General features: G+C 44.8%; 23 protein-coding genes and 1 pseudogene. All 24 read right to left on the bottom strand.

Annotated features, from left to right (window positions below; genetic code table 11):
* Positions 1 to 3: 3 nt before the first annotated feature.
* Positions 4 to 633 carry a spore cortex biosynthesis protein YabQ gene (gene yabQ, locus RKD52_RS00125; RefSeq protein WP_454098204.1) on the bottom strand — a complete coding sequence of 210 codons (630 nt, stop codon included), beginning with the start codon at positions 631 to 633 and terminating at the stop codon, positions 4 to 6.
* Positions 630 to 935, bottom strand: a complete 306-nt coding sequence (gene yabP / locus RKD52_RS00130; protein WP_029286079.1) for a sporulation protein YabP — start codon at positions 933 to 935, stop codon at positions 630 to 632. The genes yabQ and yabP overlap by 4 nt, the downstream gene beginning before the upstream one ends.
* A gap of 82 nt (positions 936 to 1,017) precedes the next feature.
* Positions 1,018 to 1,281, bottom strand: a complete 264-nt coding sequence (locus RKD52_RS00135) for an RNA-binding S4 domain-containing protein (RefSeq protein ID WP_029286077.1) — start codon at positions 1,279 to 1,281, stop codon at positions 1,018 to 1,020.
* An 18-nt stretch (positions 1,282 to 1,299) separates the two neighbouring features.
* Positions 1,300 to 2,763: a bifunctional methyltransferase/pyrophosphohydrolase YabN gene (gene yabN / locus RKD52_RS00140; protein WP_454098205.1), complete on the bottom strand. Its 1,464-nt coding sequence runs from the start codon at positions 2,761 to 2,763 to the stop codon at positions 1,300 to 1,302.
* A 20-nt stretch (positions 2,764 to 2,783) separates the two neighbouring features.
* Positions 2,784 to 4,376, bottom strand: coding sequence for a putative polysaccharide biosynthesis protein (locus tag RKD52_RS00145; protein WP_454098206.1), 1,593 nt, complete (start codon positions 4,374 to 4,376; stop codon positions 2,784 to 2,786).
* A gap of 160 nt (positions 4,377 to 4,536) precedes the next feature.
* Positions 4,537 to 5,073: a stage V sporulation protein T gene (spoVT, locus tag RKD52_RS00150; RefSeq protein WP_369736028.1), complete on the bottom strand. Its 537-nt coding sequence runs from the start codon at positions 5,071 to 5,073 to the stop codon at positions 4,537 to 4,539.
* 188 nt (positions 5,074 to 5,261) lie between these two features.
* Positions 5,262 to 8,799 (bottom strand): annotated as a pseudogene (gene mfd / locus RKD52_RS00155) (transcription-repair coupling factor).
* A gap of 138 nt (positions 8,800 to 8,937) precedes the next feature.
* Positions 8,938 to 9,168 carry an anti-sigma-F factor Fin family protein gene (locus RKD52_RS00160; RefSeq protein ID WP_029566237.1) on the bottom strand — a complete coding sequence of 77 codons (231 nt, stop codon included), beginning with the start codon at positions 9,166 to 9,168 and terminating at the stop codon, positions 8,938 to 8,940.
* Between the two features lie 62 nt (positions 9,169 to 9,230).
* Positions 9,231 to 9,788: an aminoacyl-tRNA hydrolase gene (gene pth, locus RKD52_RS00165; RefSeq protein WP_454098207.1), complete on the bottom strand. Its 558-nt coding sequence runs from the start codon at positions 9,786 to 9,788 to the stop codon at positions 9,231 to 9,233.
* 183 nt (positions 9,789 to 9,971) lie between these two features.
* Positions 9,972 to 10,622, bottom strand: a complete 651-nt coding sequence (locus tag RKD52_RS00170) for a 50S ribosomal protein L25/general stress protein Ctc (RefSeq protein WP_454098208.1) — start codon at positions 10,620 to 10,622, stop codon at positions 9,972 to 9,974.
* A 1,061-nt stretch (positions 10,623 to 11,683) separates the two neighbouring features.
* The gene (locus RKD52_RS00175; protein ID WP_029286061.1) at positions 11,684 to 12,637 is read right to left on the bottom strand and encodes a ribose-phosphate diphosphokinase; all 954 of its coding nucleotides are present in this window, start codon (positions 12,635 to 12,637) and stop codon (positions 11,684 to 11,686) included.
* Positions 12,638 to 12,728: 91 nt separating this feature from the next.
* A complete protein-coding gene (glmU, locus tag RKD52_RS00180; RefSeq protein WP_454098209.1) occupies positions 12,729 to 14,084 on the bottom strand; it encodes a bifunctional UDP-N-acetylglucosamine diphosphorylase/glucosamine-1-phosphate N-acetyltransferase GlmU in 1,356 nt (451 codons plus the stop codon).
* 216 nt (positions 14,085 to 14,300) lie between these two features.
* Positions 14,301 to 14,591: a septation regulator SpoVG gene (spoVG, locus tag RKD52_RS00185; protein WP_029286057.1), complete on the bottom strand. Its 291-nt coding sequence runs from the start codon at positions 14,589 to 14,591 to the stop codon at positions 14,301 to 14,303.
* Between the two features lie 191 nt (positions 14,592 to 14,782).
* Positions 14,783 to 15,157, bottom strand: a complete 375-nt coding sequence (locus RKD52_RS00190; protein ID WP_454098210.1) for a RidA family protein — start codon at positions 15,155 to 15,157, stop codon at positions 14,783 to 14,785.
* Positions 15,158 to 15,399: 242 nt separating this feature from the next.
* A complete protein-coding gene (gene purR, locus RKD52_RS00195) occupies positions 15,400 to 16,224 on the bottom strand; it encodes a pur operon repressor (RefSeq protein ID WP_203289318.1) in 825 nt (274 codons plus the stop codon).
* Between the two features lie 55 nt (positions 16,225 to 16,279).
* Complete coding sequence (ispE, locus tag RKD52_RS00200) at positions 16,280 to 17,149, bottom strand: 4-(cytidine 5'-diphospho)-2-C-methyl-D-erythritol kinase (protein ID WP_369736023.1); 870 nt, start codon at positions 17,147 to 17,149, stop codon at positions 16,280 to 16,282.
* Positions 17,150 to 17,318: 169 nt separating this feature from the next.
* Positions 17,319 to 17,504, bottom strand: coding sequence for a small, acid-soluble spore protein, alpha/beta type (locus tag RKD52_RS00205; protein WP_029286049.1), 186 nt, complete (start codon positions 17,502 to 17,504; stop codon positions 17,319 to 17,321).
* Between the two features lie 174 nt (positions 17,505 to 17,678).
* Positions 17,679 to 17,948 (bottom strand): biofilm formation stimulator Veg, encoded by a 270-nt coding sequence (gene veg, locus RKD52_RS00210; RefSeq protein ID WP_029286047.1) that lies wholly within the window; start codon positions 17,946 to 17,948, stop codon positions 17,679 to 17,681.
* A gap of 230 nt (positions 17,949 to 18,178) precedes the next feature.
* On the bottom strand, positions 18,179 to 19,069 hold the full coding sequence (gene yabG / locus RKD52_RS00215) for a sporulation peptidase YabG (RefSeq protein ID WP_454098211.1): 891 nt from the start codon (positions 19,067 to 19,069) through the stop codon (positions 18,179 to 18,181).
* A 232-nt stretch (positions 19,070 to 19,301) separates the two neighbouring features.
* Complete coding sequence (rsmA, locus tag RKD52_RS00220) at positions 19,302 to 20,183, bottom strand: 16S rRNA (adenine(1518)-N(6)/adenine(1519)-N(6))-dimethyltransferase RsmA (protein WP_454098212.1); 882 nt, start codon at positions 20,181 to 20,183, stop codon at positions 19,302 to 19,304.
* Positions 20,176 to 20,739, bottom strand: a complete 564-nt coding sequence (rnmV, locus tag RKD52_RS00225) for a ribonuclease M5 (RefSeq protein WP_369736020.1) — start codon at positions 20,737 to 20,739, stop codon at positions 20,176 to 20,178. The genes rsmA and rnmV overlap by 8 nt, the downstream gene beginning before the upstream one ends.
* A 150-nt stretch (positions 20,740 to 20,889) precedes the next feature.
* Positions 20,890 to 22,104 (bottom strand): ubiquitin-like domain-containing protein, encoded by a 1,215-nt coding sequence (locus RKD52_RS00230; protein ID WP_454098213.1) that lies wholly within the window; start codon positions 22,102 to 22,104, stop codon positions 20,890 to 20,892.
* Positions 22,105 to 22,337: 233 nt separating this feature from the next.
* Positions 22,338 to 23,108 carry a TatD family hydrolase gene (locus RKD52_RS00235; protein WP_454098214.1) on the bottom strand — a complete coding sequence of 257 codons (771 nt, stop codon included), beginning with the start codon at positions 23,106 to 23,108 and terminating at the stop codon, positions 22,338 to 22,340.
* Positions 23,109 to 23,199: 91 nt separating this feature from the next.
* Positions 23,200 to 25,158: a methionine--tRNA ligase gene (metG, locus tag RKD52_RS00240; RefSeq protein WP_454098215.1), complete on the bottom strand. Its 1,959-nt coding sequence runs from the start codon at positions 25,156 to 25,158 to the stop codon at positions 23,200 to 23,202.
* Positions 25,159 to 25,618: the final 460 nt, after the last annotated feature.

The following is a 25,618-nucleotide window of genomic DNA, read 5'->3' on the forward strand; positions in this document are numbered from 1 at the left end:
TCCTTACTTCTTCTTTTTCCATAAAATCCATAAGTTACCACACATATTCAAGATTTTCAAACGAAATCCTGCCGCTTTTTTGAAATAATTGTGAAAGAATTTCCGTATGCGTGCCGGAACAAGTTTAAGCATTCCTTTCAGTATCCAGATGACAGGAGCCATCAGCACTTTAAGCGTTCCGAATATCAGCCTGCAAAGCCATTTTACCAACTTCCATAAAAAGATGACAAGTCCGGTGACAATGGCAATGAGCAATTTTGTCAGCCCTGTGACAGGCTTGACCAACATGAAATCTCCGATACTTAAAGCTGTCCTGTACAGTCCGACAGCAAACCTTATCATCCATTCCAAAACCGCCAGATACATTTTTTTCAAAAGACTCTGATAGGCAGCATATCCGCACAGCAGGGCAAGGAGAATGTATACCCTGAACTCGCCTTCATTAACCTGGAGAAGAACGTAAAATAAAAGAAGTCCCTGAAACAGCCAGAAAAAGACGTCATTTATAAACACAATCCATTTTGCTCTTTTTGACCGCATGAGGAAACGGCTGTATGTATCAAGGGAAACTCCGATAAAACAGCCGGATCCGACCATGCTGAGCATGGTCAGGAATTGAACGGACAGCGTCATTTAAACAACTTGCTAAAGAGTCCTTTAGCTTTCTCCGTCTGTTGGTCATCCAGGTAGACAAGGTCAAAAACTCTCCCTTTGATGGAGACAATGCCTTTGTCGACATCCAGGTTTTTCATTTGCAGATTTTCCCCGCGAATGGCAAGTGCGCCCATGACCGTCTCAAGAAGAAACTCTTCATTGTCAAAACTTTCTACATGGGTTACGCCTGTGATGTCCAGCAGCTTGCGGCCCCTCATAATCACGTCATGCTCCTGGATGGTTCCTTTAGACTGTGATCCATTATCATAATATTGATTCATAGCCAGCCCCCGCATTCTTCTTAGAAATATTCTTATCTATTTCTATGAGAAAGGGGGGCAAAATAGAACAAGCCCTTACTGACTATTCTTCGCTTAGCTTTTCTTCTTTTATGATTGTGAACATGCCGGCTGCATCTTCTTTCTTAGAAGAATCCTGCAGTTTTTCGACCTTGGCCGTAATGCGTTTTTGTCCGAAGCGGATTGCGAGCTCGTCCCCTTCTTTCACAGTTGAACTGGCTTTTGCAACCGTTCCGTTCACAGTAATCCTGCCCTGGTCGGATACTTCCTTTGCAAGCGTCCGGCGTTTAATCAATCTTGATACTTTTAAAAATTTGTCCAGTCTCATGATTTAAGCACTCCCTTTTTACAGGCCCTTTTGTTTCGCTTCATTCCAGTAAGAGTCCATTTCTTCTAAAGACATGTCCTCAAGCGGTTTGTTCAGCTCTTCAGCCCGCTTTTCAATATATTCGAATCGTCTTGTGAATTTATGGTTAGTAGACGTCAGCGCTGTTTCTGGCTCTACGTCATAAAATCTTCCGATATTCACGAGCGCAAACAGGATGTCCCCGAATTCTTCAAGCACTTTTTTGGAATCTGATCCCTTTGCCTCGTGTTTGAATTCCTGTATTTCCTCCTGCACCTTGTCCCATGCAGGGTTCACATCATCCCAGTCAAAGCCTGCCTTAGCCGCTTTTTTCTGAAGATGAAAAGCCTTTGACAGGGCAGGCAGTGAAGCTGCTACAGATTTTAGGAACGGCTCCTTCTGCTGTGAGCCTTTTTCCGCGCGCTTAATCTCCTGCCAGTTGGCAAGGACTTCTCCCTCATCACGAGCCTCTGCCGTCCCAAAGACGTGAGGGTGTCTCCGGATCATTTTATCCGTCAGCGTCCGAATCACATCATCTATGGAAAACATGCCTTCATCAGATCCGATTTGGGCATGCAGCATGACCTGAAGCAGTACATCCCCGAGCTCTTCAACCAAGTGGTCGTCGTCCTCTTCGTCGATCGCTTCGATCAGCTCATAGCATTCTTCAATTAAGTACCTCTTAAGAGAGCTGTGTGTCTGCTTTTTGTCCCATGGACAGCCGTTTGGCCCACGAAGCTCGGCAATGACTGAACGCAAAGTCTGGAATTGATGATTCAGTTGCTCTTCTTCTTTTATCGGAGGAACATAGACACTTGTTAAATTATCCACCGCCGCGGCTCTGTCCAGTTCATACAATGGGACTTTAACAATCTTTTCGTTCCGTCCTCCGGCCGCTGTGACGATCATCACTTCATACTCATCAGGCAGATCTTCCATCAGCGTCAGCTTTACTTCAGAAGCAACCATTTGATCATAGACCTGGCAGATAATCAGGTGCTGCCTGTAGTTCAGCTGCTCTCTTTTCATCGTCAGGCCGTCCACCATCTGAAAGCCGTCAATCGGATCGATTCCGAGTGCTGTAAATGTCGGATCCAGGAAACTTTGTCCTCCTGCAATCTCAACCTCATAGCCTCTTTTTCTTCCGTTTTGCAGAAGATACTGAACGGTTTGCTCTGCAACAAGGGGATGTCCGGGAACAGCATAAACAATGTCCCTGTCATTCGCTTCTTTATAAAGCTCTTCTTCAATTTTTTTATATACATCACCGAACTGGCTGTTTTCTTCATAGACAGAATCGAAGGACACATAGCCCGGAAGCTCTGCCCCAAGCTCCGCAACAACAGGATGCTCCTTTGTTCTTAAGTACAGCGCAGATGCTGAAGTGAGTCTGCGGTATACCCCAAGCGGCATATGGCTTGCGTCAGAGCCGCCAAGTCCAACAACCGTAATCTTCCTGGCCATATATTCATACCCCTTTTCCTTTATTTTAAAAACGTTCCGAGCTTCTTTCCGCCCGGAAAAGCTTCAAGTTCTTTTTGTGTAAATATAGATAATTTCAGGATGGCAATCAAGTAGATCATTCCCCCGAAGAGTGCTCCGCAAAGAGCCCCTGCTGATGCGGCCAAACGGTTTCCCGACATCCAGCTTTCTGAAAAAAGAGCCGAATAGGCAAAGAGAGCTCCCATCATAATAAGCGCTGCAGCCGCAATCTTACCTGTATTCACCCTTCCGGCAAGCCTGTACCCTTTTGACTTCAGATAGCCGGCATTCAGTCCCGCGATCACACCATAAGCTATAACAGTGGCAGCCGCTGCACCTGCCGTACCAAATTCCGGAACGAGCAGCTCATTCAAAGCGAGTTTCGCTGCGGTTCCAATTAGGACAGCAAATGCAGGAAAAACAGTATAATTCAAACCCTGTAGTATAGCGGTGAGCGTCAGAGAGTAGGAAGTAAAGATGACAGACAGGCTCAAAACAGCAAGAACCTCTGTCCCCGAATCATTTTTGAAAAGCATAATATTCAGCGGTTCCATTATCATGATCAGACCGGCTGATGCTCCTGCTCCGACTACGGTACAAATTTTTAATGAAGCTGTGATCCTCTCAAAGATAACTGCCTGATTTCCGTTCCGCTTAGCAAAAGCAATCAAAGGGACGAGCGACAGCGAAAAGGAAGTAGCAACCACGGTTCCCAGCTGAATCAAAGGCTGGCCCCGATCGTAGATCCCTTTCATCCTCTTGGCATCAGACATCTCAAAGCCGTTTTTTAATAGCTCCGAATACAGCTGCATAGCATCAATCAGCTGAATAAAAATAATCATCAGGCTTGTAATCGAAATGGTAAGGGAGTGCTTAACCAAATAAGAGAGAATGCTTGCAGTCCTTATTGAAGAGTCATTTTTCCCAAAAAAGGATACTCCCCTTTTGTCTTTTGACAAAAAAAAGGCCAGCAGAATGAAAGCAGCAAACCCTCCTGTAAGGGAACCGAAAAGGGCTCCTTGTCCTGCTTCGTACAATGAGTACCCGTTATTAATGAGCAAATAGGAAAAGATGAGAATCGTCAAAACTCTGATTCCCTGCTCCGCCACCTGGGATACGGCAGTCGGCAGCATGTTTTCCTCTCCCTGAAAATAGCCCCTTAAAATAGATACAAACGGAACAAGCAAAAAAGAAAAAGAGATTACTCTGATTAACGGCGCAAGCTCAAGGTCCCCCATGAACGAAGCGAGCTGATCGGAGCCTATGTATAAGGTCAGATAAAAGATAAGTCCCGCTGCAAATAAAAACAGAAAAGACACTCTTAAAATTTTCGAGTTTGACGACGCATTTCCTTTTTCTCCGAACTCAATCATCATCTTCGAAATGATGACCGGGAATCCCGTAGTAGCGAGCATGATGGCTATTCCGTAAAACGGATAGACCTGCTGGTAAATATAAAAGCCGATGTCACCGACTATATTTTGATAAGGCACACGGTATGCCGCACTCATGACTTTAATGAGCAGAGCGGCAATGGTTAAAACCGCTGTCCCCTGCAAAAAAAGATGTTTTGATGGCCCGGAACGGACGTCCATCGTCCAATTCTCCTTCCATAGTAAGCTAACCGAGCCTATTATATCACAAGAAACTTCCTTCAAATCTTACTCAGCGGCCCTTTTTGTCTATTTTTCCCTCTTTTAGGCATAAGAAAAGGCAGCAAAAGCTGCTGCCTGATTAAAACGGTATAAATAAAGACTATTGTTCCATCTGACGGGCTAAAAAGCCTGCAGCTGTTTCTACTGCTTTATGTTCAACTTCCCCAACAGACTGATCCTTCGAAAAAATGACTACTGCTCCGATTGGATCTCCATTTGCAACGATCGGTCCGACTGTGAACGATTTAAGTTCTTCTGCATTGCCGTCAATCAGCTCGACGCTGCCGCCCTCAGTATTCAGCAAAGAGCTGCGGTCTTCCATTGCTTTTTCAACCTGCTCGCTGATGTTTTTGTTCATGTATTCCTTTTTTGAACCGCCTGATACTGCTATGTAGGTATCACGGTCACAAATCAGGACTGGATGTCCAAGGCTGTCATACAGAGCGTCGGCATATTCCTTTGCAAAATCACTCAGTTCACTGATCGGGGAGTATTTCTTTAAGATAACTTCACCGTCGCGGTCGACAAAGATTTCAAGCGGATCTCCCTCACGGATGCGCAGAGTTCTGCGGATTTCCTTTGGAATCACCACGCGGCCTAAATCATCAATACGTCGTACTATACCAGTTGCTTTCATCTAATGCTGCCTCACTTTCACTTGATGATTGAGTAGTTGATGATTGCTTGCTCGCAGGAACTCTTTGCAACAACCACCATTTCTTACGGATAGTATCCTTCAGCCATACACGCAATATACACAACATCAGTGAAATTTTCTTGATTAGGCAGTATTTTCTTCAACAGCTTAGACAGTCCGGGGCAGATCTAAACCCCTTTTGCAGAAATCTCTTCTTTTTTTGCCGATCCAAGACCGTTCAGCAGTCCTTCAGCGATTTTGAGCCATTTATCCGGTTTAACTCCCTTGATTTGAATCGTCATCTTCAGGCGTTTCCCGTCCATGCCAAGGCCGACCGCGCGTCCATATTGATTGCTCAGATCAAACAGCTTCTGGCCGTCTACTTGCGCGCTTGTCTCTTCGCTGACATAGATGGACACCGTGTCCTTCTCCTGCTTGATCATCTCCACTTTTTCCTGAACGGCAAACACTTTAAGCTTGGCAATCTGCATAAGGTCGTTTACTTCCTGAGGATAATCTCCGAAGCGGTCAATGATTTCCTCCTGCAGCTCTTCTAGGTCGGCGAGAGAAGAGATTGCTCTAAAGCGCTTGTAGATGTCGATTTTCTGTCTGCCGTCTGAAATGTATGTCTCAGGAAGGTACGCATCGACTTCAAGATCAATTTCAACCTGGAACGGTTTTTCTTTCGGCCCTTCCACGCGCCGCTCTTCAATTGCTTCTTTCAGCATTTGAGAGTACAGGTCAAATCCGACGGAATCAATAAATCCATGCTGCTGGGCACCAAGCAGATTTCCCGCTCCGCGGATGGAGAGGTCCCGCATAGCAATTTTAAAGCCTGAACCAAGCTCCGTAAATTCTTTGATCGCCTGCAGACGTTTCTCTGCCACCTCAGTCAGAACTTTATCTTTCCGGTAAGTGAAATATGCATAGGCAATTCTGCTTGAACGTCCGACCCGGCCTCTAAGCTGATAGAGCTGAGAGAGGCCCATCTTGTCTGCATCATGCACAATCAGCGTATTTACATTTGGAATATCAACGCCGGTTTCAATAATCGTCGTGCTGACAAGCACATCAAATTGTCCGTCAAGGAAATTAAGCATGGTTGACTCAAGTTCATTTTCTGTCATTTTTCCGTGTGCATAGGTCACCCTTGCGTCAGGGACAAGCATGGAAATCTCATCTGCTTTACGGTCAATATCATCCACTCTGTTATAGAGGAAATAGACCTGTCCTCCGCGTGCAAGTTCCCGCTCGATGGCTTCGCGGACAAAACCGCCGTTGTATTCAACGACATAAGTCTGAACCGGAAACCTGTTTTCAGGCGGCGTTTCAATTACAGACAAATCGCGCACTCCGAGCATGGACATGTGAAGCGTTCGCGGAATCGGTGTAGCCGTAAGCGTGAGCACGTCAATGTTTGCTTTCATCTGCTTGATTTTTTCTTTATGCGTAACGCCAAAACGCTGTTCCTCGTCAATGATGAGAAGTCCGAGCTCTTTATACTGAACGTCTTTTGAGAGAAGGCGGTGGGTCCCGATCACCATATCAACTGTTCCATTTTTAAGACCTTTTACAGTCTCATTCATCTCTTTTCTCGTTTTGAATCTGCTTAACAGACCGATATTAATCGGATAGTCCTGAAAACGCTCACGGACGGTTTCATAGTGCTGCTGGGCAAGAATGGTCGTAGGTACAAGCAGGGCGACCTGTTTGCCGTCAGCAACCGCTTTAAAGGCAGCCCTGATGGCAACCTCTGTCTTTCCGTAGCCCACGTCTCCGCACAACAGCCGGTCCATCGGCCGTTCCCGTTCCATATCATGTTTAATTTCATGAATCGAGCGAAGCTGATCTTCTGTTTCCTGATAAGGGAAAGCGGCTTCAAACTCGCGCTGCATTTCGCTGTCAGGCGAAAATCCATACCCGACGCTTGCCTCGCGCTCAGCATAGAGCTTAATCAGATCATCTGCTATATCCTGTACAGACGATTCAACCTTCCGTTTTACACGCTTCCAGTCACTTCCGCCAAGCTTATAAATCTTAGGCTCTTTGCCTTCAGATCCAACATATTTCTGGATAAGGTCAATTTGCTCAACAGGAACATAAAGCTTGTCGCTTCCCTGATAGCGGATGTGAAGATAATCCTTGTGAACACCGTTAATGACAAGCGTTTCAATTCCGAGGTACTTCCCGATCCCGTGATTAACATGCACAACGTGGTCGCCGACCTGAAGTTCAGAGTAGCTTTTAATTCGTTCAGCATTTGAGATTTTCTGGCTTCTCGGCTGCTTTTTAACCCTCTTCTTAAAGAGCTCCTCCTCCGTTACGACTGCAAGTTTCTGCATCGGAAGCTCAAAACCCGTCTGAAGGTCGCCCTCCATCATGTACAGATTCCCAAGCTTTGGTGTCTCATTTTTCTTTAAAAAGGCAGCATTGATTTCGTAGTCACTTAAAACAGCTTCAAGCTTTTTGACCCGCTCTTCTGTGGCGCCAAGGAAAACGACGGAAAAATTCGCTTCTCTTCCAGCGTTCAATTTCACTTTTCAGCACATTCATCTGCCCGTGAAAATTCTGCATCTGCTTGCACGAGACATTCAGTATGTTCTGCGGGCTAGTATGCGGGACGTGGCGCACAAACAGCGAGAGATAGACCAGCGGATGCTTCGTTTTTGTCAGCACATCTGAATAATCGTGCGACAGCTTTATATTGTTCACGATCTTCCCGTGCTCAAGCAGGCTTGTATACCAGTCTGCCTCTTCTTTTTCAAGACTCTCATACATTTCCTGTATCCGGCTGATCTCATCCATTACAACAATGGTCTGTTCCGGAAAATAATCTAGTAAACTAGCAGGCTGCTCATAGAAGAAGGTGAGATATTTCACCATTTCCTGATTAAACTGGCCGTTTCTGAGCTGTTCAAGCTCATACCCGATATTTTCTGCAAGGATTTCTTTTTGCTTATCGTCTTTAAGTCGCTTCAGGCTGTATGCAAGCGCCTGTTCCAGTTTTTCAATGCATATCTTGATTCGCTCCCCGTCAACAACGAGCTCTTCTGCAGGTCCTATGTGGATCTCTTTCAATTTTTCAATCGAACGCTGATCTTCACTGTTAAAGGTGCGGATTGAATCAATTTCTGTATCAAACAGCTCGATGCGGACAGGATATTCTTCTGTCAGCGGATAAATGTCGATAATCCCTCCGCGCAGACTGAACTCGCCCGGTGCAGAAACCATGCCGGCCCTTGCGTAGCCCATTGTCACCAATGAGGCGAGAATTTCATCCAGGTCAAGATCCTGACCGAGCTTTAGATGAAACTGATTCCTTGTCCATTCTTCTTTTGGCGGCAAAAATCGTCTCAGCGCCGCAATCGGCGCAACAACCACTCTCTTTTTGTCCTGAGAAAGCTGGTTTAAAACATCCATCCGCTGTGCTTTAAGCTCAGGGCTTGCTATCGCAAGCTCAGATGCAATGAGTTCATTGACCGGGTAGAGAAGCACCTGATCTCCGGCCAGGTTCGTCAGGTCCTCATAAATTTTCTGAGCCTGAAAAAGGTTATGGGTAATCACAAGGAGCGGTTTGTCTGCATGCTTAAAGAGCGAAGAAGTGAACAAAGAGCGTGCAGAACCCGACAGTCCTGCAACAAGCTGCTCTTTTAACCCTCCCTGTATCCCCTGTAAGATGGTTTGAAAATCATCGTTTTCATAAAAGTAATGCTGCAAACTTTGCAAAGGTGGAACCTCCCCGTTCGGCAGTGTTTCAGCCGTTTATCTATCCGAATGAAGCAGGACAGGAATTCTGCCGTCTTTCTCCCTGCCTGCCAACTAACAGAAAAATGCCTTGACTTTATAACAAAGCCAAAGCGTCGCTTATTGAATAAACCGCTGCAGCTGGTGATAGTCCGGATTGCGTTCCAGCGCTTCCTGACAATCCTCGCAGATGGTTTTTACTTGAATATCGCCATTTTGTTCATATGAGATCATCTCTCGTCTCTCTTCCTGCGACAGGTGCTGAAAACCCAATTGCTCGCTGTATACTGAAACGCTGTCAATTGTTCCGACCTTAACGCCGCAATGGCGGCATGTATAGTGTAGCGCCATTTTAGCCCCTCCTGAAAGGTTTTAGTAACAGTATGAACCTTCAGGGGGGCGCTTATACTAAATCAATTGTATTTGTTCATCACTTGAAGGAAAGGCTCTTTAATAAAACTCTCGCATGCATCTGCAGAAAGAGCGATTGCATCCTGAATGCTCGGCCATTCTTCTTTCCCAAAAGAGCCAAGCACGTAATTGGATACACTCATCCCTCCTGAGGGACGGTCGATCCCGATTCTCACGCGGTTGAATTCCTGTGTATTTAAATGCTGGATCATTGACTTGATTCCGTTATGTCCCCCGGCGCTTCCTTTTGTTCTCAGTCTGACCTTCCCTGCCGGCAGATCAAGGTCATCATAGATGACGGCGAGATCCTGGTCATCTATCTCATAATAATCCATTAATGGCCTGATGCATTCACCAGAAAGATTCATGTAGGTAAGTGGTTTTAATAATATGACTTTCTCTCCCGAAACATGCCCCATTCCATAAATCCCGTTAAATTTCGTGCGGTCCAGAGGAATGCCGAACCGTCTGGAAAGCTCGTCAATCGCGATAAATCCTACGTTATGACGTGTGTTTTCATATTGTTTTCCCGGATTTCCGAGTCCAATGAAAAGTTTCATGATTGTACCTGCCCATTCTTTAAGCCAATCGGCTCTTTGTCAGTATGCCCATCCATCCGGAAGGGTTTAAAATCAGGCGCCAATGAAGCTCAAGCTCTAAGATCAGGCTGCCATCATTTTCAATGTTTCTTTAGTTCAACAATACCATAAAAAACGCAGCCATTAAACGGCTGCGTTTGTAATTTACTCTTGTTTTTCGCCTTCAGCAGCATCCTCTTCGTTTTCTCTGCCTTCAGCATTCTCAGGCTCTCCAGGCTCCTGCTCTTCACCGCTGTCGATTTCCTCTTCCTGCTGTGGAGGAAGAATAGAAGCAACGACCTCATCCTTTTCATGGTTGAATGAATAGTTGCCTGAAATCTTCACATCGCCGATTGTCAGCGTGTCATTTACGCCAAGCTCTGAAATATCAACCTCAATTGTCTGAGGGATTTCATTCGGCTTAGCTGTAATGGAAGCCTGGTACAGAGGCTGCTGCAGAACGCCGCCGTCCTTAACTCCCTGTGCATCTCCAGTAAGAGTAATCGGAACATCGACTTCTACATCCTCTTTCATGTTAACAACGTAGAAATCGGCATGAGTGATTTCGTTTTTAAGAGGATCTGTCTGCATTTCATACAGCATGACAGAATGGGACTTTCCGTCAAGATCCAGTTTTATAATTGCGTTGCGGCCTTCGTCGCGCAGCGTCTTAATTAATTCTATGCTATCTATAGAGATTGATTTGGGTTCTGTTGTTTTACCGTAAATAACAGCGGGAACCTGTCCTTCTTCGCGGACCTTTCTTCTCGCCGAGCTCGTAAATACTGTACGTTCTTTTACTTTTAGAGTTGTCATAGTCCAAAACACCTTCCTAACGATAAGTTATGTCTTATTTAATTCCCATTATTGAATGGGTCTAAACATTTTTCTTATTTAAAGGGGGGATTTGTTTGGGTCGGGACCGTGCTTTTTTCATTTAAAACAGCATGTATTCAGCGGTGCCTGATAAGAAAATCTTCGCCGATCACCAAAAATTGTATCACTTCCGGATCAGTGCTTTCAACATCTGGCTCTCTCTTTTTGAGGGGGCTGTTCTCTTGGAATAGTGCCATCAATTCTCTGGTTCCTTGGCTTGAGGGTGCTATTCTCTCCGATAAGTGCCATCAGCTTGTTGGTTCATCGGCTTGAGGGTTCTGTTCTCCCTGATAAGTGCCATCAACTCGCTGATTCATCGGCTTGAGGGTTCTGTTCTCCCTGATAAGTGCCATCAACTCTCTAATTCCTCTGCTTGAGGGTGCTATTCTCTCCGATAAGTGCCATCAACTCTCTGATTCATCGGCTTGAGGGTTCTATTCTCACCGATCAGTGCCATCAACTCTCTGATTCCTCAGCTTGGGGGTGCTATTTTCTCCGATAAGTGCCATCAACTCGCTGATTCATCGGCTTGAGGGCTCTATTCTCTCCGATCAGTGCCATCAACTCTCTGATTCCTCTGCTTGAGGGTGCTATTCTCACCGATCAGTGCCATCAACTCTCTGATTCCTCTGCTTGAGGGCTCTATTTTCTCCGATAAGTGCCATCAACTCTCTGATTCATCGGCTTGAGGGTTCTGTTCTCCCTGAAAAGTGCCATCAACTCTCTGATTCCTTTTCTTAAGGGTTCTATTCTCACCGATAAGTGCCATCAACTCTCTGATTCCTCTGCTTGGGGGTTCTATTCTCACCGATAAGTGCCATCAACTCTCAGATTCCTTTTCTTAAGGGTTCTATTCTTCCCCAAGCTCAAATACTCCTTTATTGTAATCGTACCCGTTCCCTTCCGCTCCAATCCGCAGGAGCAATAAGCATTTACCCAGCTAAAAACGGCAAAAAACAAATAAAAACCCCTCCTGCTCTAAACAGAAGGGGCTGCAATGATCAATCAAACAAAGTAGAAACAGATTGCTCTTCGTGAACACGAATGATGGCTTCGCCGATCAGCGGGGCAACAGACAGCTGCTTAAGCTTGTCGATTTTTTTCTCTTCGCCGAGAGCAATAGAGTTTGTTACTACAAGTTCTTTAATATTTGAGTTTTGAATGCGTTCGATGGCCGGTCCTGAAAGTACAGGGTGCGTACAGCAGGCGTACACATCTGTCGCACCGTTTTCTACTAGTGCATTTGCAGCAAGTGTGATTGTTCCGGCTGTGTCGATGATGTCGTCGATTAAGATGGCTGTTTTGCCTTCGATGTTACCGACAATGTTCATGACTTCCGCAACATTCGGTCTAGGGCGGCGCTTATCGATAATGGCGATCGGCGCTTTCAGACGGTCAGCAAGTTTGCGGGCGCGGGTTACTCCGCCGTGGTCAGGAGAGACAATGACGATATCCTTCAGATCTTTCTCCTGGAAGTACTCAGCAAGAATTGGAACACCCATTAAATGGTCAATTAAAATGTCAAAGAAACCTTGGATTTGAGGAGCGTGCAGGTCAAGAGTGATCACGCGGTCGGCTCCTGCTGTCTCAAGGAGGTTTGCAACAAGCTTAGCTGTAATCGGTTCACGTGCACGGGCTTTGCGGTCCTGGCGTGCATATCCGTAGTAAGGCATAACAATGTTGATTGTTTTTGCAGAAGCACGCTTTAACGCATCAATCATGATCAGAACTTCCATCAGATGCTCATTTACCGGAGCACTCGTTGACTGAATGACAAAAACATCACAGCCGCGGATACTTTCTTCAATGTTGATCTGAACTTCGCCGTCACTGAAGCGTGTTACCGAACATTTACCTAAATCAACACCGACTTCATCTGCAATTTCCTGAGCCAAGGCAGTGTTTGAGTTTAATGTAAAAATCTTTAAATTTGAATCTGCATAACGATTTGACATTTTTAAAGGAGACCTCCACTGGGTTTTATTGGTTAATCTGTATAAGCCGGGTGAACAGCAGCAGAATGACTGCGGCTGCTCTTTGACCTTCTTATTTTAAATAATCATCTTTATTGACTTGTCTTGCACGTGCGATGGAAAGGGCTTTGCCCGGCACATCATCTGTAATCGTAGAACCTGCAGCAACATAAGCTCCCTGGCCCACTGTTACAGGTGCGATTAAGTTCGAATTGCAGCCGATGAAAGCTCCGTCTTCAATCTTAGTGAGGAATTTATTTTTGCCGTCATAATTGACTGTAATCGAGCCGCATCCAAGGTTTACGTCTGCACCCACTTCAGCATCTCCTATGTAGCTCAGATGTGAAGCTTTGCTCGCTTTGCCCATGGATGATTTCTTGATTTCAACAAAGTTTCCGATCTTAACTTCGTCACCAATTGAAGAATCCGGTCTGATATGTGCAAACGGTCCGATGTTTACATCATGGCCTATTTCGCTGTCGTGTGCAGCGGACTGGCGGATCGTTGTCCGGTCTCCGATTTTGCAGTTGTTGATTTCCGTGTTAGGTCCGATAACCGAATCTTCACCGATTTCGGTTTTCCCCGAAATGACGGAACCTGGATAGATAACCGTATCTCTTCCGATTACTGCATCGCTTGAGATATACGTATTGTCAGGATCAATGATGGAAACACCATTCTTCATGTGAAACGCATTAACGCGCTTTTTCATGAACTGTTCTGCCTGTGCAAGAGCCACTCTGTCATTAACACCGAGAGTCTCTTCAAAAGATGCCGTCTGAAAAGCCGAGATGATTTCATTTTCCGATTTTAAAATTTCAATAACATCCGGAAGGTAGTATTCACCTTGGGAATTTTCATTGGACACTTTTTTCAGTGAGTCAAAAAGAGCCTTATTGTCGAAGCAGTATGTTCCAGTGTTGATTTCCGTAATAAGAAGTTCTTCTTCGTTTGAATCTTTGTGTTCAACAATCTTCTCAACATGTCCTTCAGCGTTTCGCACAACACGTCCATAACCTGCAGGATCATCTGCTTTAGCTGTAAGAATCGTTGCTTTTGCATGTGTTTCTGCGTGATGAGCAAGCAGTGATGCCATTGTATCTGCCGTAATTAACGGTGTATCGCCGCAAATAACAATGGTTGTCCCTTCTTTGCCTTCCAGATGGGATGCAGCCTGCATAACAGCATGAGCCGTTCCAAGCTGTTCACTTTGAAGGGCATATTCTGCTGTATCGCCAAGCTGATCTTTTACTTTCTCCGCTCCGTGACCAACTACAGCAACGATTTTGCTTAAATCAAGTTTTGAAACTTCATCTGCTACGTGCTGAACCATTGGCTTGCCGCCAACTGGATGAAGCACTTTATAAAGCTTTGATTTCATCCTTGTGCCTTGTCCTGCAGCTAAAATAACTGCGTATCGGTTATCCATTATCGAGGCCTCCAGTATCCCTTTTTATCCATAGAAAAATATATCTCAAATAACCCTTTATTTCAAGAAAACATGAGAAAGTACATAATATTTCATAAAATTGTCATGATCTGTCAAGCGTTATTTTTAGCATTCCCTATTTTGAAAAATCTTTTTGTACTACGGAAAAAGCCGGTCAGGATCTTGTCCTGACCGGCTTTTTTAAGCTTCATATAATCAAGAAGCACCTGCTTCTTCAAATTCAACTTCAAGTTCACCTAAACGATGATACTCGGTTAATACAGCTTCCTGAATTTTCCCTCGAGTTCCAGAATTGATCGGATGCGCGATATCACGGAACTCACCATCAGGAGTTCTTTTGCTGGGCATTGCAACAAACAGCCCGTTGTTGCCATCAATAACGCGGATGTCATGAACAACAAATTCATGATCAAGTGTGATGGATGCAATCGCTCTCATGCGGCCTTCGGTGTTTACGCGGCGTAATCTTACGTCAGTAACTTCCATTCTGTTCACCACCTTTTCCCTGTATGAAAAACTTTAGTTAAGTTATTCAACGGAATTTTTCTATTTCCTGCAAGAACAGAAAAATATTTTGAAAAATCAGGTGATTTTATGGAGTCTTGTAGACCCTTGCAAATTTCTTCAGGAGGTTTGCATGGTACAAAAGGTTTACAGACCGATCAGCAGCGCGAAAATCAGCTTACAGCAGCAATAACTTCTATTTCCACAAGCGCATCTTTCGGAAGTCTGGCAACCTCCACACATGAACGTGCAGGCTTGTGACCGCTGAAGTACTGGCCATAGACGTCATTGAAAGCAGCGAATGAATTCATATCTTTTAAGAAAACAGTGGCTTTAATGACACTTTCAAGTGAACCGCCCGCTTCTTCAAGGACAGCCTTCAGGTTTGAGAAAACCTGGTGGGTCTGCTCTTCAACAGTGCCTGTAACCATTTCCCCTTCTGGAGTAAGCGGAATCTGACCGGAGCTGTAGAATAATCCGTTTAGGACGATCCCCTGGCAATATGGACCTATGGCAGCCGGCGCCTTTTTCGTATCAATTGTTCTCATCTTACCCTCTCCCCTGTCAGTTCGTATATTAGAATGCTGTCTTTTCATAAAATGATGTTTATGAAGTCGGACCCGTTGCTTTCCGCTCCAGTCACTTGCTTTCCGCGGGGAGCGCCGGGAGCTTCCTCGCTGAGCTTGCGGGATCTCCCGTTCGCTCTATATCCCGCAGGAGTCAAGTGCCTTCCGCTTCAATCCACTGGAGTAATCGGTTCCATGCTAAAGCAGCAAAACTTACAAAAATCCTATTTTAAAAACCGGAAATAATTCCCGTCCGAAACTTCTATCTGTTTTTCCTTTACATCAACGTCTGTCAGTTTGACCACAGATATGTACTCGTCAACAAGACGCTCTTCAACGCCTTCTGATTCTACCAGTACACCGATGCCTGCAAGATTTGCATTGAATTCCTCGAGCATGCTGACCATTCCGTTAATGGTCCCGCCGGCTTTCATAAAGTCATCAATGATCAGGACATTTGACCCTGTCTTGAGGCTTCTCTTAGAGAGAACCATCGTTTGAATCCGTTTTGAAGAGCCTGAGACATAATTAATGCTGACTGTAGGACCTTCTGTTACCTTGCTGTCGCGCCTGACAATGACAACGGGCACATCAAGCTGATTAGCCACAGCATAGGCAACAGGAATCCCCTTCGTAGCGACCGTCATGACCAGGTCGATTTTCCGGTCCGCGAAAACAGACGCGAAAAGTCTTCCGATCTGGTTCACAATGGAAGGGTTGCCAAGAATATCTGTTAAGTATAAATACCCTCCAGGCAGCAGTCTTTCGGGTTTAGCCATAAGACTGCACAGCTCATCAATGATCTCTCTTGCTTCTGAAGCTCCGATTCTCGGGATAAACTTTACCCCGCCAGCTGCTCCCGGCACCGTTAAAAGAGAGCCAATGCCTCTTTGTTCAAATGTTTGCTTTATAATAGTCAAATCCTCACTGATGGACGATTTGGCAGATTGGTACTGATCAGAGAAAAAAGTTAAAGGAACAAGTGCATGTGGATGTTGTAGCAAGTAATAAGTCATATCAACAAGCCGTCCACTGCGACGAAATTTCATGGAATAACCTCCAAAATCCGAATATTTTAAAGTAAATATAACTTAATATACGGATTTAATCAAGGCTATTCCGTTCTCCAATCAACCTCACAGCAAAAACCTGATCACAGAAACCTCTTAATCCGTTATACACCCGGTGCAGCCTTGACTCATAGCGGACCAGCCCGAAAACAGTGGGTCCGCTTCCGCTCATCAGAACGGCATCGGCACCAAAGCGTTTCATCTGATCTTTAATATTTGCAACCTCAGGGTACATATTCAGCGTGACATCTTCCAGCACATTGCCGAGAAGGCTGCAGATTTTGTCAAAATCCTGCTCCTTAATTCCCTCTATCATTCCGTCAACATCAGGATGTTTAACAGAGTCAAGCTTCAAGTTCCGGTATACATCTGCCGTTGATACGCCGATTGTCGGCTTGGCAAGCACCACCCAGCAGTGCGGAGGGGTATCAATATGCTGAATCTTTTCCCCGCGGCCTGTAGCAAGGGCCGTTCCGCCATATACACAGAACGATACATCAGAACCAATTTCCGCTCCAAGCTCTGCAAGCTCGTCCAGGCTTAAACCCAGCTTCCACAGCCGGTTCAGCCCTCTGAGAGCGGCAGCTGCATCGCTGCTTCCGCCTGCAAGGCCCGCAGCGACCGGAATGACTTTCGTGATGGAAATGGAAACGCCCTTTTTCACCCCGTACCTCGTTTTCAGAAGCAGGGCGGCCTGATACGCGAGGTTCCGCTGATCATCCGGAACAAAGCGGTTGTGGGAGATAATTTGAATCGTATCTTCAGGCAGTTCCACAAGTTCAACGCGGTCGGCTAAATCAATTGTTGTCATAATCATCTTCACTTCATGAAATCCATCTTGTCTTTTATGGAGCACATCAAGCGAAAGGTTGATTTTAGCCGGCGCTTTTTCCAAAATACGCAACATTTTCACCTACTTTTAACGAACTGAAATTATCCACATTGTACCACAAAAAAGGCGAATATAACGGGTTTTTCCGGCAAAACCGCTATAAGGCGCGATATTTCAGTATTTCAAAAGATTTTCTTGCAGAAAAAGCCGGAGCGGAATGCGCCCCGGCTTTATAAGTTCGTTACTTTTTCACCTGACCGGCCATATGCTGTTCAGCAAATTCAATTGCCCGTTTTACCATATTTCCTGCATCACGGGATCTGATTGCCCCCCAGCCATCCTGTTTGACCGTGTCGTAAAACCCTAAATCCTTTGCCAGCTCGTATTTAAACTCTTCGGACATAATTCCTTGACGACGTCTTCCCATCACAGAACACTCCTATCCTCTGGCTTTTGCTGCCGCCCGGAAATGGACGGCAGTCTGCTTCCTTTATACAAATAAAAAAGCAGCACCATTAGTATGTGCCGCTTCAAGCAGGTATATCCTTCAATTGACGGGACAGCGCTTTTTAAGGCAACAAAAAAAGCAGCAAACGAGTGTCTACTGCCCAGCAACTGCTACTGAACCTGATGTATCTTCAAAAAAAGTTAATTGCACGGTTTCAGTTAAGACATCTGCATAACTGTATGATACGCGTTCAAATGCATTTTCATCCTGATCTAGTTGTACAACGAAAACAGCTGGGTACGTCTCTGTAAGAACACCTGAACGTTCAATCGTTTTTCTTCGGCCGCCATTTGCTTTCAGCGTAAGCCGCTTGCCAAGATTGGACTCCAGGGAGTTTTTGATATCGCCTAACGTTTTTGCCATTGCAACCACCTCACTACATTCAGTATACACTACCGCCCAATTTAAGTCAAATAAAATTTAAATTATATCAGTGATGAAAGATCACTGTCAACAAAATGTTTTCAACAAAATTCCCTCTATCTCTACAATGTAGGATTTACCTAATTCTCTTGTTTTATGTAAAGAAAGGAAAAATTGTACCCTTAAAGAGATTTAAGGGGAAAAAGACCGCTGTCTCACGAAAAGCGGTCTCACGAAGAACTGGTGTCATCGTGCCTGCGATAAGGCATTCCTGTTCTGAGTACTCCCTTTGTTTCGATGCCGCCAAGCCCTTTTTCTCTTGTCAGGGTATTGCGCAGCACATCCCAGACGTTGATTCGCTCTGAAAATGGCGTAAAACTTATTTTCGCTACAATATAAACAGGGTCAAGTGCATGAATATTCACTCTTGACGGGGAACTGGCAAAATTGGCTCCCGCTCTTATAATCGATTCAAAATGAGACTGGCACGCACCGGCAAAAATGACCAGCTGATCAAGATGGGGCACCGCTTTCCGCGCATTGCGGACAGTTTGAACAAAATGCTTGGAATGGCGGTACGCATTCAGGTCATTGATCGGCCCTTTATGCTTTGAATAAGCATCATGGCCCGTCACAACGAGAATATTCGGCCGGTATTCTTCAATCAGTTCTGCCACAACATTTTCCATTTCTGTTTCTTTTACATGAACGCCAAAAACAGGTACGCCCACCCGTTCGTAAAGCGACAGGCACTTTTGCAAGTATGTCGGATCTCCGTCCAGGTGAAGAACCTTTCCCGGAAGATGAAAAAACTCCTCATTGTGGCTGTAGTTTGCTGTTGCCTGGTACTCCCTCTTTTCCTGCAGCAGCCGGTAATCCTGTTTCAGCAGATAGAGAGACTGCTCAAGCTTTTCTTTTTCGTGCACTTTCCTCTCCATGCGCTCACGGTCATCGATCACTGCTAAATCATCGCAGAGAGCATCAGCGATCAGACGTACTTCTTCTCCGTATAAAATAGCAGCCCAATTGCCGTCTTCTGTCTGCTTCAGATCTATGACTCTGAACAGGACATCGCACTGATAAGATTTGCGGGCTACAATATCACCTATTTTAACTTGCATGTTCTTCACTCCAAATGACCGATTCGCTGAAACATTCCCATACAGGACACCGCACAGACCAAGAGAGGACTTGCTGTGCAGGGTCCGTAAACATCAGTGTGCTTAGAACTCCTTTTCTAGCCTATGACATTTCAGCAAAAGTGTGATAATTTGGAAGCTTCCTTCCTTCAGTCCGCTGCATACACATAGAAAAACCCCGCAGCCTCATAGACTGCAGGGTTCAACCGTGCCGTTATTCCTTAAATTCCCCAATGAGCTGATCACTGAGCAAAGCAAATTCTTCGATGGAAAGCGTTTCTCCCCGTCTTCTGCCGTCGATGCCGGCCTTCTCAAGGGCCTCTTCAATAGCGGCTTTCTTTTCTTTGCCGTTTTGGAGGGAGTGCTGCAAATTGTTAAGCAGGGTTTTTCTTCTTTGAGCAAAGCTTCCTCTGACCACTTTAAAGAAAAACGCCTCATCTTTTACCGTTACTTTCGCTTCATTTCGGAGCAGCAGCCTGATGATGGCCGAGTCGACGTTCGGCTGCGGCATAAAGACTGTTCTCGGCACTGTCATAACGGTTTTAGCCTCTGTATAGTACTGTACTGCTATAGAAAGCGATCCGTAGTCTTTAGAGGACGGAGACGCCTCAATTCTGTCTGCGACCTCTTTTTGGAGCATAACAACGATGCCTTTTAAAGGAAGCTGATCTTCAAGGAGCTTCATAATAATCGGAGTCGTCACGTAGTAAGGCAGATTGGCAACGACCATGACTTCCCTGCAGTCTTTAAACTGCTCGTCCATTACCGTTTTGACATCTGCCTCCAGAACATCCTGGTGAATGACTGAAACGTTATCATACGGGGACAGAGTATCCTTTAAGATTGGGATCAGCCTCTGGTCAATCTCAAAGGCAACGACTTTTTTAGCCCGCTTTGCCAGCTGTTCAGTCAGCGCCCCTATTCCGGGACCAATTTCAATAACACCCGTTTCTTCTGTTACCCCTGCATGGTCAACAATTCTTGTCAGGACATTCGGATCGATCAGAAAGTTCTGTCCAAGACTCTTTTTAAATGAAAAGCCGTACTTTTCCAAAATGGCCTTCGTGCGGACCGGTGTTGCAATATCTTTAATCATTCTGCTGCTCCTCCCGAACAATCTCCTCAATAGCTTGTGCAAAAGCTTCTCTTGTTATCTTGAACATATGAAGTCTTTTTTCAAGCTGCTTGCCGTTTGTGTATCCTATTTTTAAAAGCACGCCAAGTCTTTCTCTCCGGTCCTTTGCTTTTGGACCTCCGATCAGACCCGCTGCCAGCAAATCGCTTTTATGAATGACAGGATCGGTATCCGCCATTTCTTCTTTAACATCCTTCAGAGCGTTCCTTATGGCCTCTTTTGAAGCATGCTCTACGCCTATGCCCCTGCCGTTTTTCGGACGTGCATCAGGCTTTGCCAAAAAGGCATGCTTGCAGCCGGGAACCTGTTCGGCAACCATCTTGCGGATTTTTTCACCCGGAAAATCAGGGTCTGTGAAAATAATAACTCCCCGTGTCTTCTGTGCAAGTCGGATCTGTTCAATGACCGCATCTCCAACCGCAGAGCCGTTCGTCTCGATTGTGTCGGCGTCAACAGACCGTTTGATGGCCGTCGTATCGTCTCTGCCTTCCACTACAATAATTTCTTTGATTTTCATATTTTCCTCCAAAAAGGTGAAACTTTTTTGAGTAGTCAAACGTCTAATTTATAAATAGCTATTGGTGCTTCGCTGTCTGGTTAAAACGTAATTGTACCCCATTCAAACACAAAAAGACAGAGGGACTTACATCCCCCTGCCGTCATATGATTAGTTCAGTACTCTTATTTTAACGGTCTTTCTTCCCCAGCGGTAGGCTGCTCCCTTATCAGAGAAGAATACATCAATCTTTTTCCCTTTAATAGCGCCGCCTGTATCAGAGGCAACGGCATACCCGTAGCCTTCAACATACACTTTTGTGCCAAGCGGAATCACGCTCGGATCAACGGCAATGACCTTGGCGCTTGGATTTGCTCTCAAATCCACACCTGTCGCCGTTGTACCTGAACATCCGTTGCAGTGTGCTGTGTATGCTGTTGATGTTACGTAAAACTCTTTGGATACAGAATCATTAGATCTGGACACTGTTTCCGGTTTGCTTGCAGCCGGTTTAGGCGCAGCTTTTGTGCCCAGTGCCACTACACGATCCTGACTTTCTTTCACAGTCTCTTCTTTGATCAGCTTTCTAGACACTTCTTTTCCATTTTCAAGCATAACTTCAAAATGTTTCGCAACTTTGCCTTCTGAACCAGGTTTAATAACTTCCTGTTTTCCTTTAGGAATGTCTTGGTCATTCTTTGTTACAACTGAAAACGCAACTGGTTCTTCCACTACATCGGTGACTTTTTCTACGCGTGTGACGATTACGGCATCATTTGCACTCAATGTTTCATGAATTTGGGGTTCAACCTTATCAAGTTCATTTACCTGTACTTTTTGGTCTTTCAAAAAGTCAGCGACAGTAGTCGAAGTTGACCATACTTGTTGTTTTTTATCTCCAACTGTTAGTGTAATCTGTATGGCTTTCTCAATGTTGAGCTTAAGATTATCTGATATCTTTGTATCTTTTGAAGCATTCATCTTATCGTGCCCGGTAATCTTTATGTTCTGTTCCTTCAAAAATTCTTCTACGGTTTTGGCTGTTGTCCTTATTGTCCTTTTCTCATCATCCACAGTTAACTGTACAGGTTTCGAAGCCTCAAAAACAACGTTCAGGTTGTTTTTGATTTCAGCATCGCCTTCCGGTGATACGTTATCTTCTTTTTTTCTATCTATGTTTAAATCTTGGAGTAATTCATCTACTGTACGTGCATGTGTCCTGAGCTTCTCGCTTTTGCCGTTCATCGTGACAGTTACGGTGTTCTTCGTCGCTTCAAATGTAGCGAACGCGGTACCCGTAGCTAAAACGACTAAACTGACAATTGCGAGGACAATCTTGTTCATGCTTAGTCTTTCGGATAACAGCTTTTTCATATGGTTTATCACTATGAAAAACGCCTCCTTCTCCTCCGAGGATTATATAGAGTAACGATCTTGCTGTCAACCCTCACCCACTTTTTTCATTTTTTTCTAATCGTAAACACTATTATGCTAAAAAAAGATCAAAAAGTGAAGAATTTCTTGTCGACAAATATATCCTATGAGAAAAAGAAGACGGGTAGAACCTCATATTTCCAGTGAGTTTTCGGACAGGCTCCCGCAAAAAATGACAAAATTCCTTAGCGAGAAATGCCGAAAATTCTCTTTGCATTGTCGGACGTTTGTTTTACAAAATCCGCATAATCCATACCGCGAAGCTCCGCAATCTGCTCCGCTACATACTTTACATAGCCTGGTTCGTTTCGTTTTCCTCTGAACGGATGAGGTGTTAAATAAGGGCAATCCGTTTCAATCAAAAGTCTTTCCATTGGAATTTCAGCTGCAACCTCTTTTGGCTTTTTGGCATTTTTGAATGTGACAGGCCCGCCGAATGAAATGTAGAAATTCATTTCCATGCACTGTCTCGCCACTTCAAGGCTTCCTGTAAAACAGTGCATGATCCCGCCTACTTCGCTCGCCCCTTCTTCCTGAAGAATCTCAACTACGTCTGCTGTTGCATCCCGGTTGTGGATAATGATCGGAAGATTCACTTCCTTTGCAAGAGCAATCTGCTTTCTGAATACCTCTTTTTGAACATCCTTTGGTGATTTGTCCCAGTAGTAGTCAAGGCCCATCTCCCCTATAGCAACTACTTTAGGATGAGACGCAAGCTCTTTAATCCATTCTAAATCGGCATCCGTCATATCAATCGCATCAACCGGATGCCAGCCGACTGCTGCATAAATAAAATCGTATGCTTCAGCAAGTTCAATCGCTTTTGTAATCGTTTCTGTATCAAAGCCAACAACAACAGTATGGGTCACGCCTTCATGGAGCGCCCTTTCAATCACTTCTTCAAGGTCATCCTGATACTGGATGGCGTTCAAGTGTGCATGTGTATCAAATAACATCTTTCGACATCCTTTCGTCACGATTTGAAACAGAAAAAAAGAGGCGTTATCCCCGATTGTTACACGTGAAACACCTCTTTTTTTCTCTTTTTTATTTAATAATTGTACCATTTGGAAGACTTGAATCGACAGTAGCAAGCGACAAGTTTCCTTCTCCGCCGCCGGCAAGAATCATTCCCTGTGACAGCTCTCCGCGAAGCTTAACCGGTTTAAGGTTTGTAATGCAGATGACTTTCTTCCCTACAAGCTGGTCAGGCTGATAGCTTTTTGCAATCCCTGATACAACCTGTCTTTTTTCCGAGCCAAGATCAAGCTGCAGCTTGAGCAGACGGTCTGCTTTTTTTACAGGCTCTGCATGGATGACTTCAGCTACACGCATTTCAACCTTCATGAACTCATCAAACGTAATTTCCGGTGCTGTTTCTGCTTTTTCTTCTTTTTTAGCTTCCTCAGCTGGTGCAGGAGCCGTACCCTGCATCTGTTCTTTAATATAGGCAACCTCTTCTTCAACCTCTAAACGAGGGAAGATTGGAACTCCTTTTGCAACCTTCACCTGTGGGATGCTGCCGAATGAGGACAGACTGTCCCATTCCTTCAGGGAAGCATCCGAAATGCCAAGCTGTTCGAACATCTTTTCAGGTGTTTTGGTCAAAAACGGCTTCAGCAAAATGGCGGAGATGCGGAGAGACTCAGCTAAATGCACCATCACTGAACCTAATTTACCGCGGTTTTCCTCATCTTTTGCCAGAACCCATGGCTGTGTTTCATCAATGTATTTATTTGTTCTGCTGATAAATTGCCATAGCGCATTAAGAGCAATCGAGAATTCCATCTTTTCCATCGCTTCTTCATACTTCTTAATCGTTTCCCCGCTGAATGCAGCAAGCGTACCGTCAAATTCGGTTTGTGCTCCGCTGTAGGCAGGAATTTCGCCGTCAAAGTATTTCTGAATCATGGCAACCGTTCTGTTCAGCAGGTTCCCTAAGTCATTGGCAAGGTCATAATTCACTCTTTCGATAAATCCTTCCGGAGTGAAAACACCGTCAGAGCCAAAAGGCACTTCTCTAAGCAAGTAGTAGCGGAGAGCATCAAGGCCATATCGGTCAATAAGCGTGACCGGGTCCACAACATTGCCTTTTGATTTGGACATTTTACCGTCTTTCATCAGCAGCCAGCCGTGTGCGAACACTTTCTTTGGCAGCGGCAAATCGAGGGCCATCAGCATGATTGGCCAATAAATTGTATGGAAGCGGACAATCTCTTTGCCGACGAGGTGAACATCTGCCGGCCAGTATTTCCGGTACTTTTCATCGTTTTCTGTTCCGTATCCAAGAGCAGTTATATAGTTGGAAAGAGCGTCAATCCATACATAAATGACGTGCTTCGGATCACCGGGAACCTTCACTCCCCAGTCAAATGTCGTACGGGAAACAGCAAGATCCTCAAGGCCGGGCTTAATGAAATTGTTGATCATTTCATTTTTGCGTGATTCAGGCTGAATGAATTCCGGATTTTCTTCGTAGTACGCAAGGAGACGGTCTGCATATTTGCTCATTTTAAAGAAATAGGACTCTTCCTTTACTTTTTCAACAGGACGTCCGCAGTCAGGGCAGTTGCCGTTTTCAAGCTGTCTTTCCGTAAAGAAGGACTCACACGGCGTACAGTACCATCCTTCGTATTGGTCAAGATAGATATCGCCCTGCTCAAGCAGCTGCGCAAACACTTTCTCTACAATTTCTTTATGGCGGTCCTGAGTCGTACGGATAAAATCGTCATAAGAAATGTCGAGCTTGCTCCACAGATCTTTAATTCCGCTGACAATGTCATCGACATATTTTTGTGGAGTGACGCCGATTTCTTCTGCTTTACGCTGTATTTTCTGGCCGTGCTCATCTGTTCCTGTCAGATACATGACGTCGAATCCGCGCATGCGTTTATAGCGGGCCATTGCATCCCCGGCAACGGTTGTATATGCATGTCCAATATGAAGCTTTCCGCTTGGATAATAAATAGGTGTTGTAAGGTAGAACGATTTTCTCTGATCTTCCATCGGTTTCCCTCCCGGTAATGGTGACTGTCTCTAGGATAGAGATAAGAAAAGCGCAGGCGTCTGATGCCGGCAATGCGCATCTATATATTCTTATTTCTGGAAAAAGCCCCCGCCCAATGGACGAGAGCGCTTATCCTTAATAGATTTCCAATCGAATTATACTCTTTATGATACCATCTTAGCCTTTAATATCAAGAAAATATACCTTCTATGGACAAAAAAACAAAGACCCCCAGGAATAGTATGAGTGGCATAATTATGCCAAATGTTTCCTAATGAATAATTTTTGTTGATTCTTGTCGAACAATCGTTATAATATAGTTAACAATATTTTGAATTAATACTATTCTATGTATAATTATATATTCCCTTTTATGCGTTTATTTTCCTTTTTTGACGGGTATATATCTTAATACCGCTAAGGCTGTAAGGGTTCACGAAACTTTCACTTATTTTCGCA

Source organism: Metabacillus sp. SLBN-84 (genome assembly GCF_053629595.1).

What these genes read in the sequence shown, in the direction of transcription:
- yabQ (WP_454098204.1), bottom strand. Translation starts at nt 633, where the DNA reads ATGACGCTGTCCGTTCAATTCCTGACCATGCTCAGCATGGTCGGATCC.
- yabP (WP_029286079.1), bottom strand. Translation starts at nt 935, where the DNA reads ATGAATCAATATTATGATAATGGATCACAGTCTAAAGGAACCATCCAG.
- RKD52_RS00135 (WP_029286077.1), bottom strand. Translation starts at nt 1,281, where the DNA reads ATGAGACTGGACAAATTTTTAAAAGTATCAAGATTGATTAAACGCCGG.
- yabN (WP_454098205.1), bottom strand. Translation starts at nt 2,763, where the DNA reads ATGGCCAGGAAGATTACGGTTGTTGGACTTGGCGGCTCTGACGCAAGC.
- RKD52_RS00145 (WP_454098206.1), bottom strand. Translation starts at nt 4,376, where the DNA reads ATGGACGTCCGTTCCGGGCCATCAAAACATCTTTTTTTGCAGGGGACA.
- spoVT (WP_369736028.1), bottom strand. Translation starts at nt 5,073, where the DNA reads ATGAAAGCAACTGGTATAGTACGACGTATTGATGATTTAGGCCGCGTG.
- RKD52_RS00160 (WP_029566237.1), bottom strand. Translation starts at nt 9,168, where the DNA reads ATGGCGCTACACTATACATGCCGCCATTGCGGCGTTAAGGTCGGAACA.
- pth (WP_454098207.1), bottom strand. Translation starts at nt 9,788, where the DNA reads ATGAAACTTTTCATTGGACTCGGAAATCCGGGAAAACAATATGAAAAC.
- RKD52_RS00170 (WP_454098208.1), bottom strand. Translation starts at nt 10,622, where the DNA reads ATGACAACTCTAAAAGTAAAAGAACGTACAGTATTTACGAGCTCGGCG.
- RKD52_RS00175 (WP_029286061.1), bottom strand. Translation starts at nt 12,637, where the DNA reads ATGTCAAATCGTTATGCAGATTCAAATTTAAAGATTTTTACATTAAAC.
- glmU (WP_454098209.1), bottom strand. Translation starts at nt 14,084, where the DNA reads ATGGATAACCGATACGCAGTTATTTTAGCTGCAGGACAAGGCACAAGG.
- spoVG (WP_029286057.1), bottom strand. Translation starts at nt 14,591, where the DNA reads ATGGAAGTTACTGACGTAAGATTACGCCGCGTAAACACCGAAGGCCGC.
- RKD52_RS00190 (WP_454098210.1), bottom strand. Translation starts at nt 15,157, where the DNA reads ATGAGAACAATTGATACGAAAAAGGCGCCGGCTGCCATAGGTCCATAT.
- purR (WP_203289318.1), bottom strand. Translation starts at nt 16,224, where the DNA reads ATGAAATTTCGTCGCAGTGGACGGCTTGTTGATATGACTTATTACTTG.
- RKD52_RS00205 (WP_029286049.1), bottom strand. Translation starts at nt 17,504, where the DNA reads ATGGGAAGACGTCGTCAAGGAATTATGTCCGAAGAGTTTAAATACGAG.
- veg (WP_029286047.1), bottom strand. Translation starts at nt 17,948, where the DNA reads ATGGCAAAAACGTTAGGCGATATCAAAAACTCCCTGGAGTCCAATCTT.
- yabG (WP_454098211.1), bottom strand. Translation starts at nt 19,069, where the DNA reads ATGCAAGTTAAAATAGGTGATATTGTAGCCCGCAAATCTTATCAGTGC.
- rsmA (WP_454098212.1), bottom strand. Translation starts at nt 20,183, where the DNA reads ATGATTAAAGATATTGCAACACCGGTCCGCACGAAGGCCATTTTGGAA.
- rnmV (WP_369736020.1), bottom strand. Translation starts at nt 20,739, where the DNA reads ATGAAAATCAAAGAAATTATTGTAGTGGAAGGCAGAGACGATACGACG.
- RKD52_RS00235 (WP_454098214.1), bottom strand. Translation starts at nt 23,108, where the DNA reads ATGTTATTTGATACACATGCACACTTGAACGCCATCCAGTATCAGGAT.
- metG (WP_454098215.1), bottom strand. Translation starts at nt 25,158, where the DNA reads ATGGAAGATCAGAGAAAATCGTTCTACCTTACAACACCTATTTATTAT.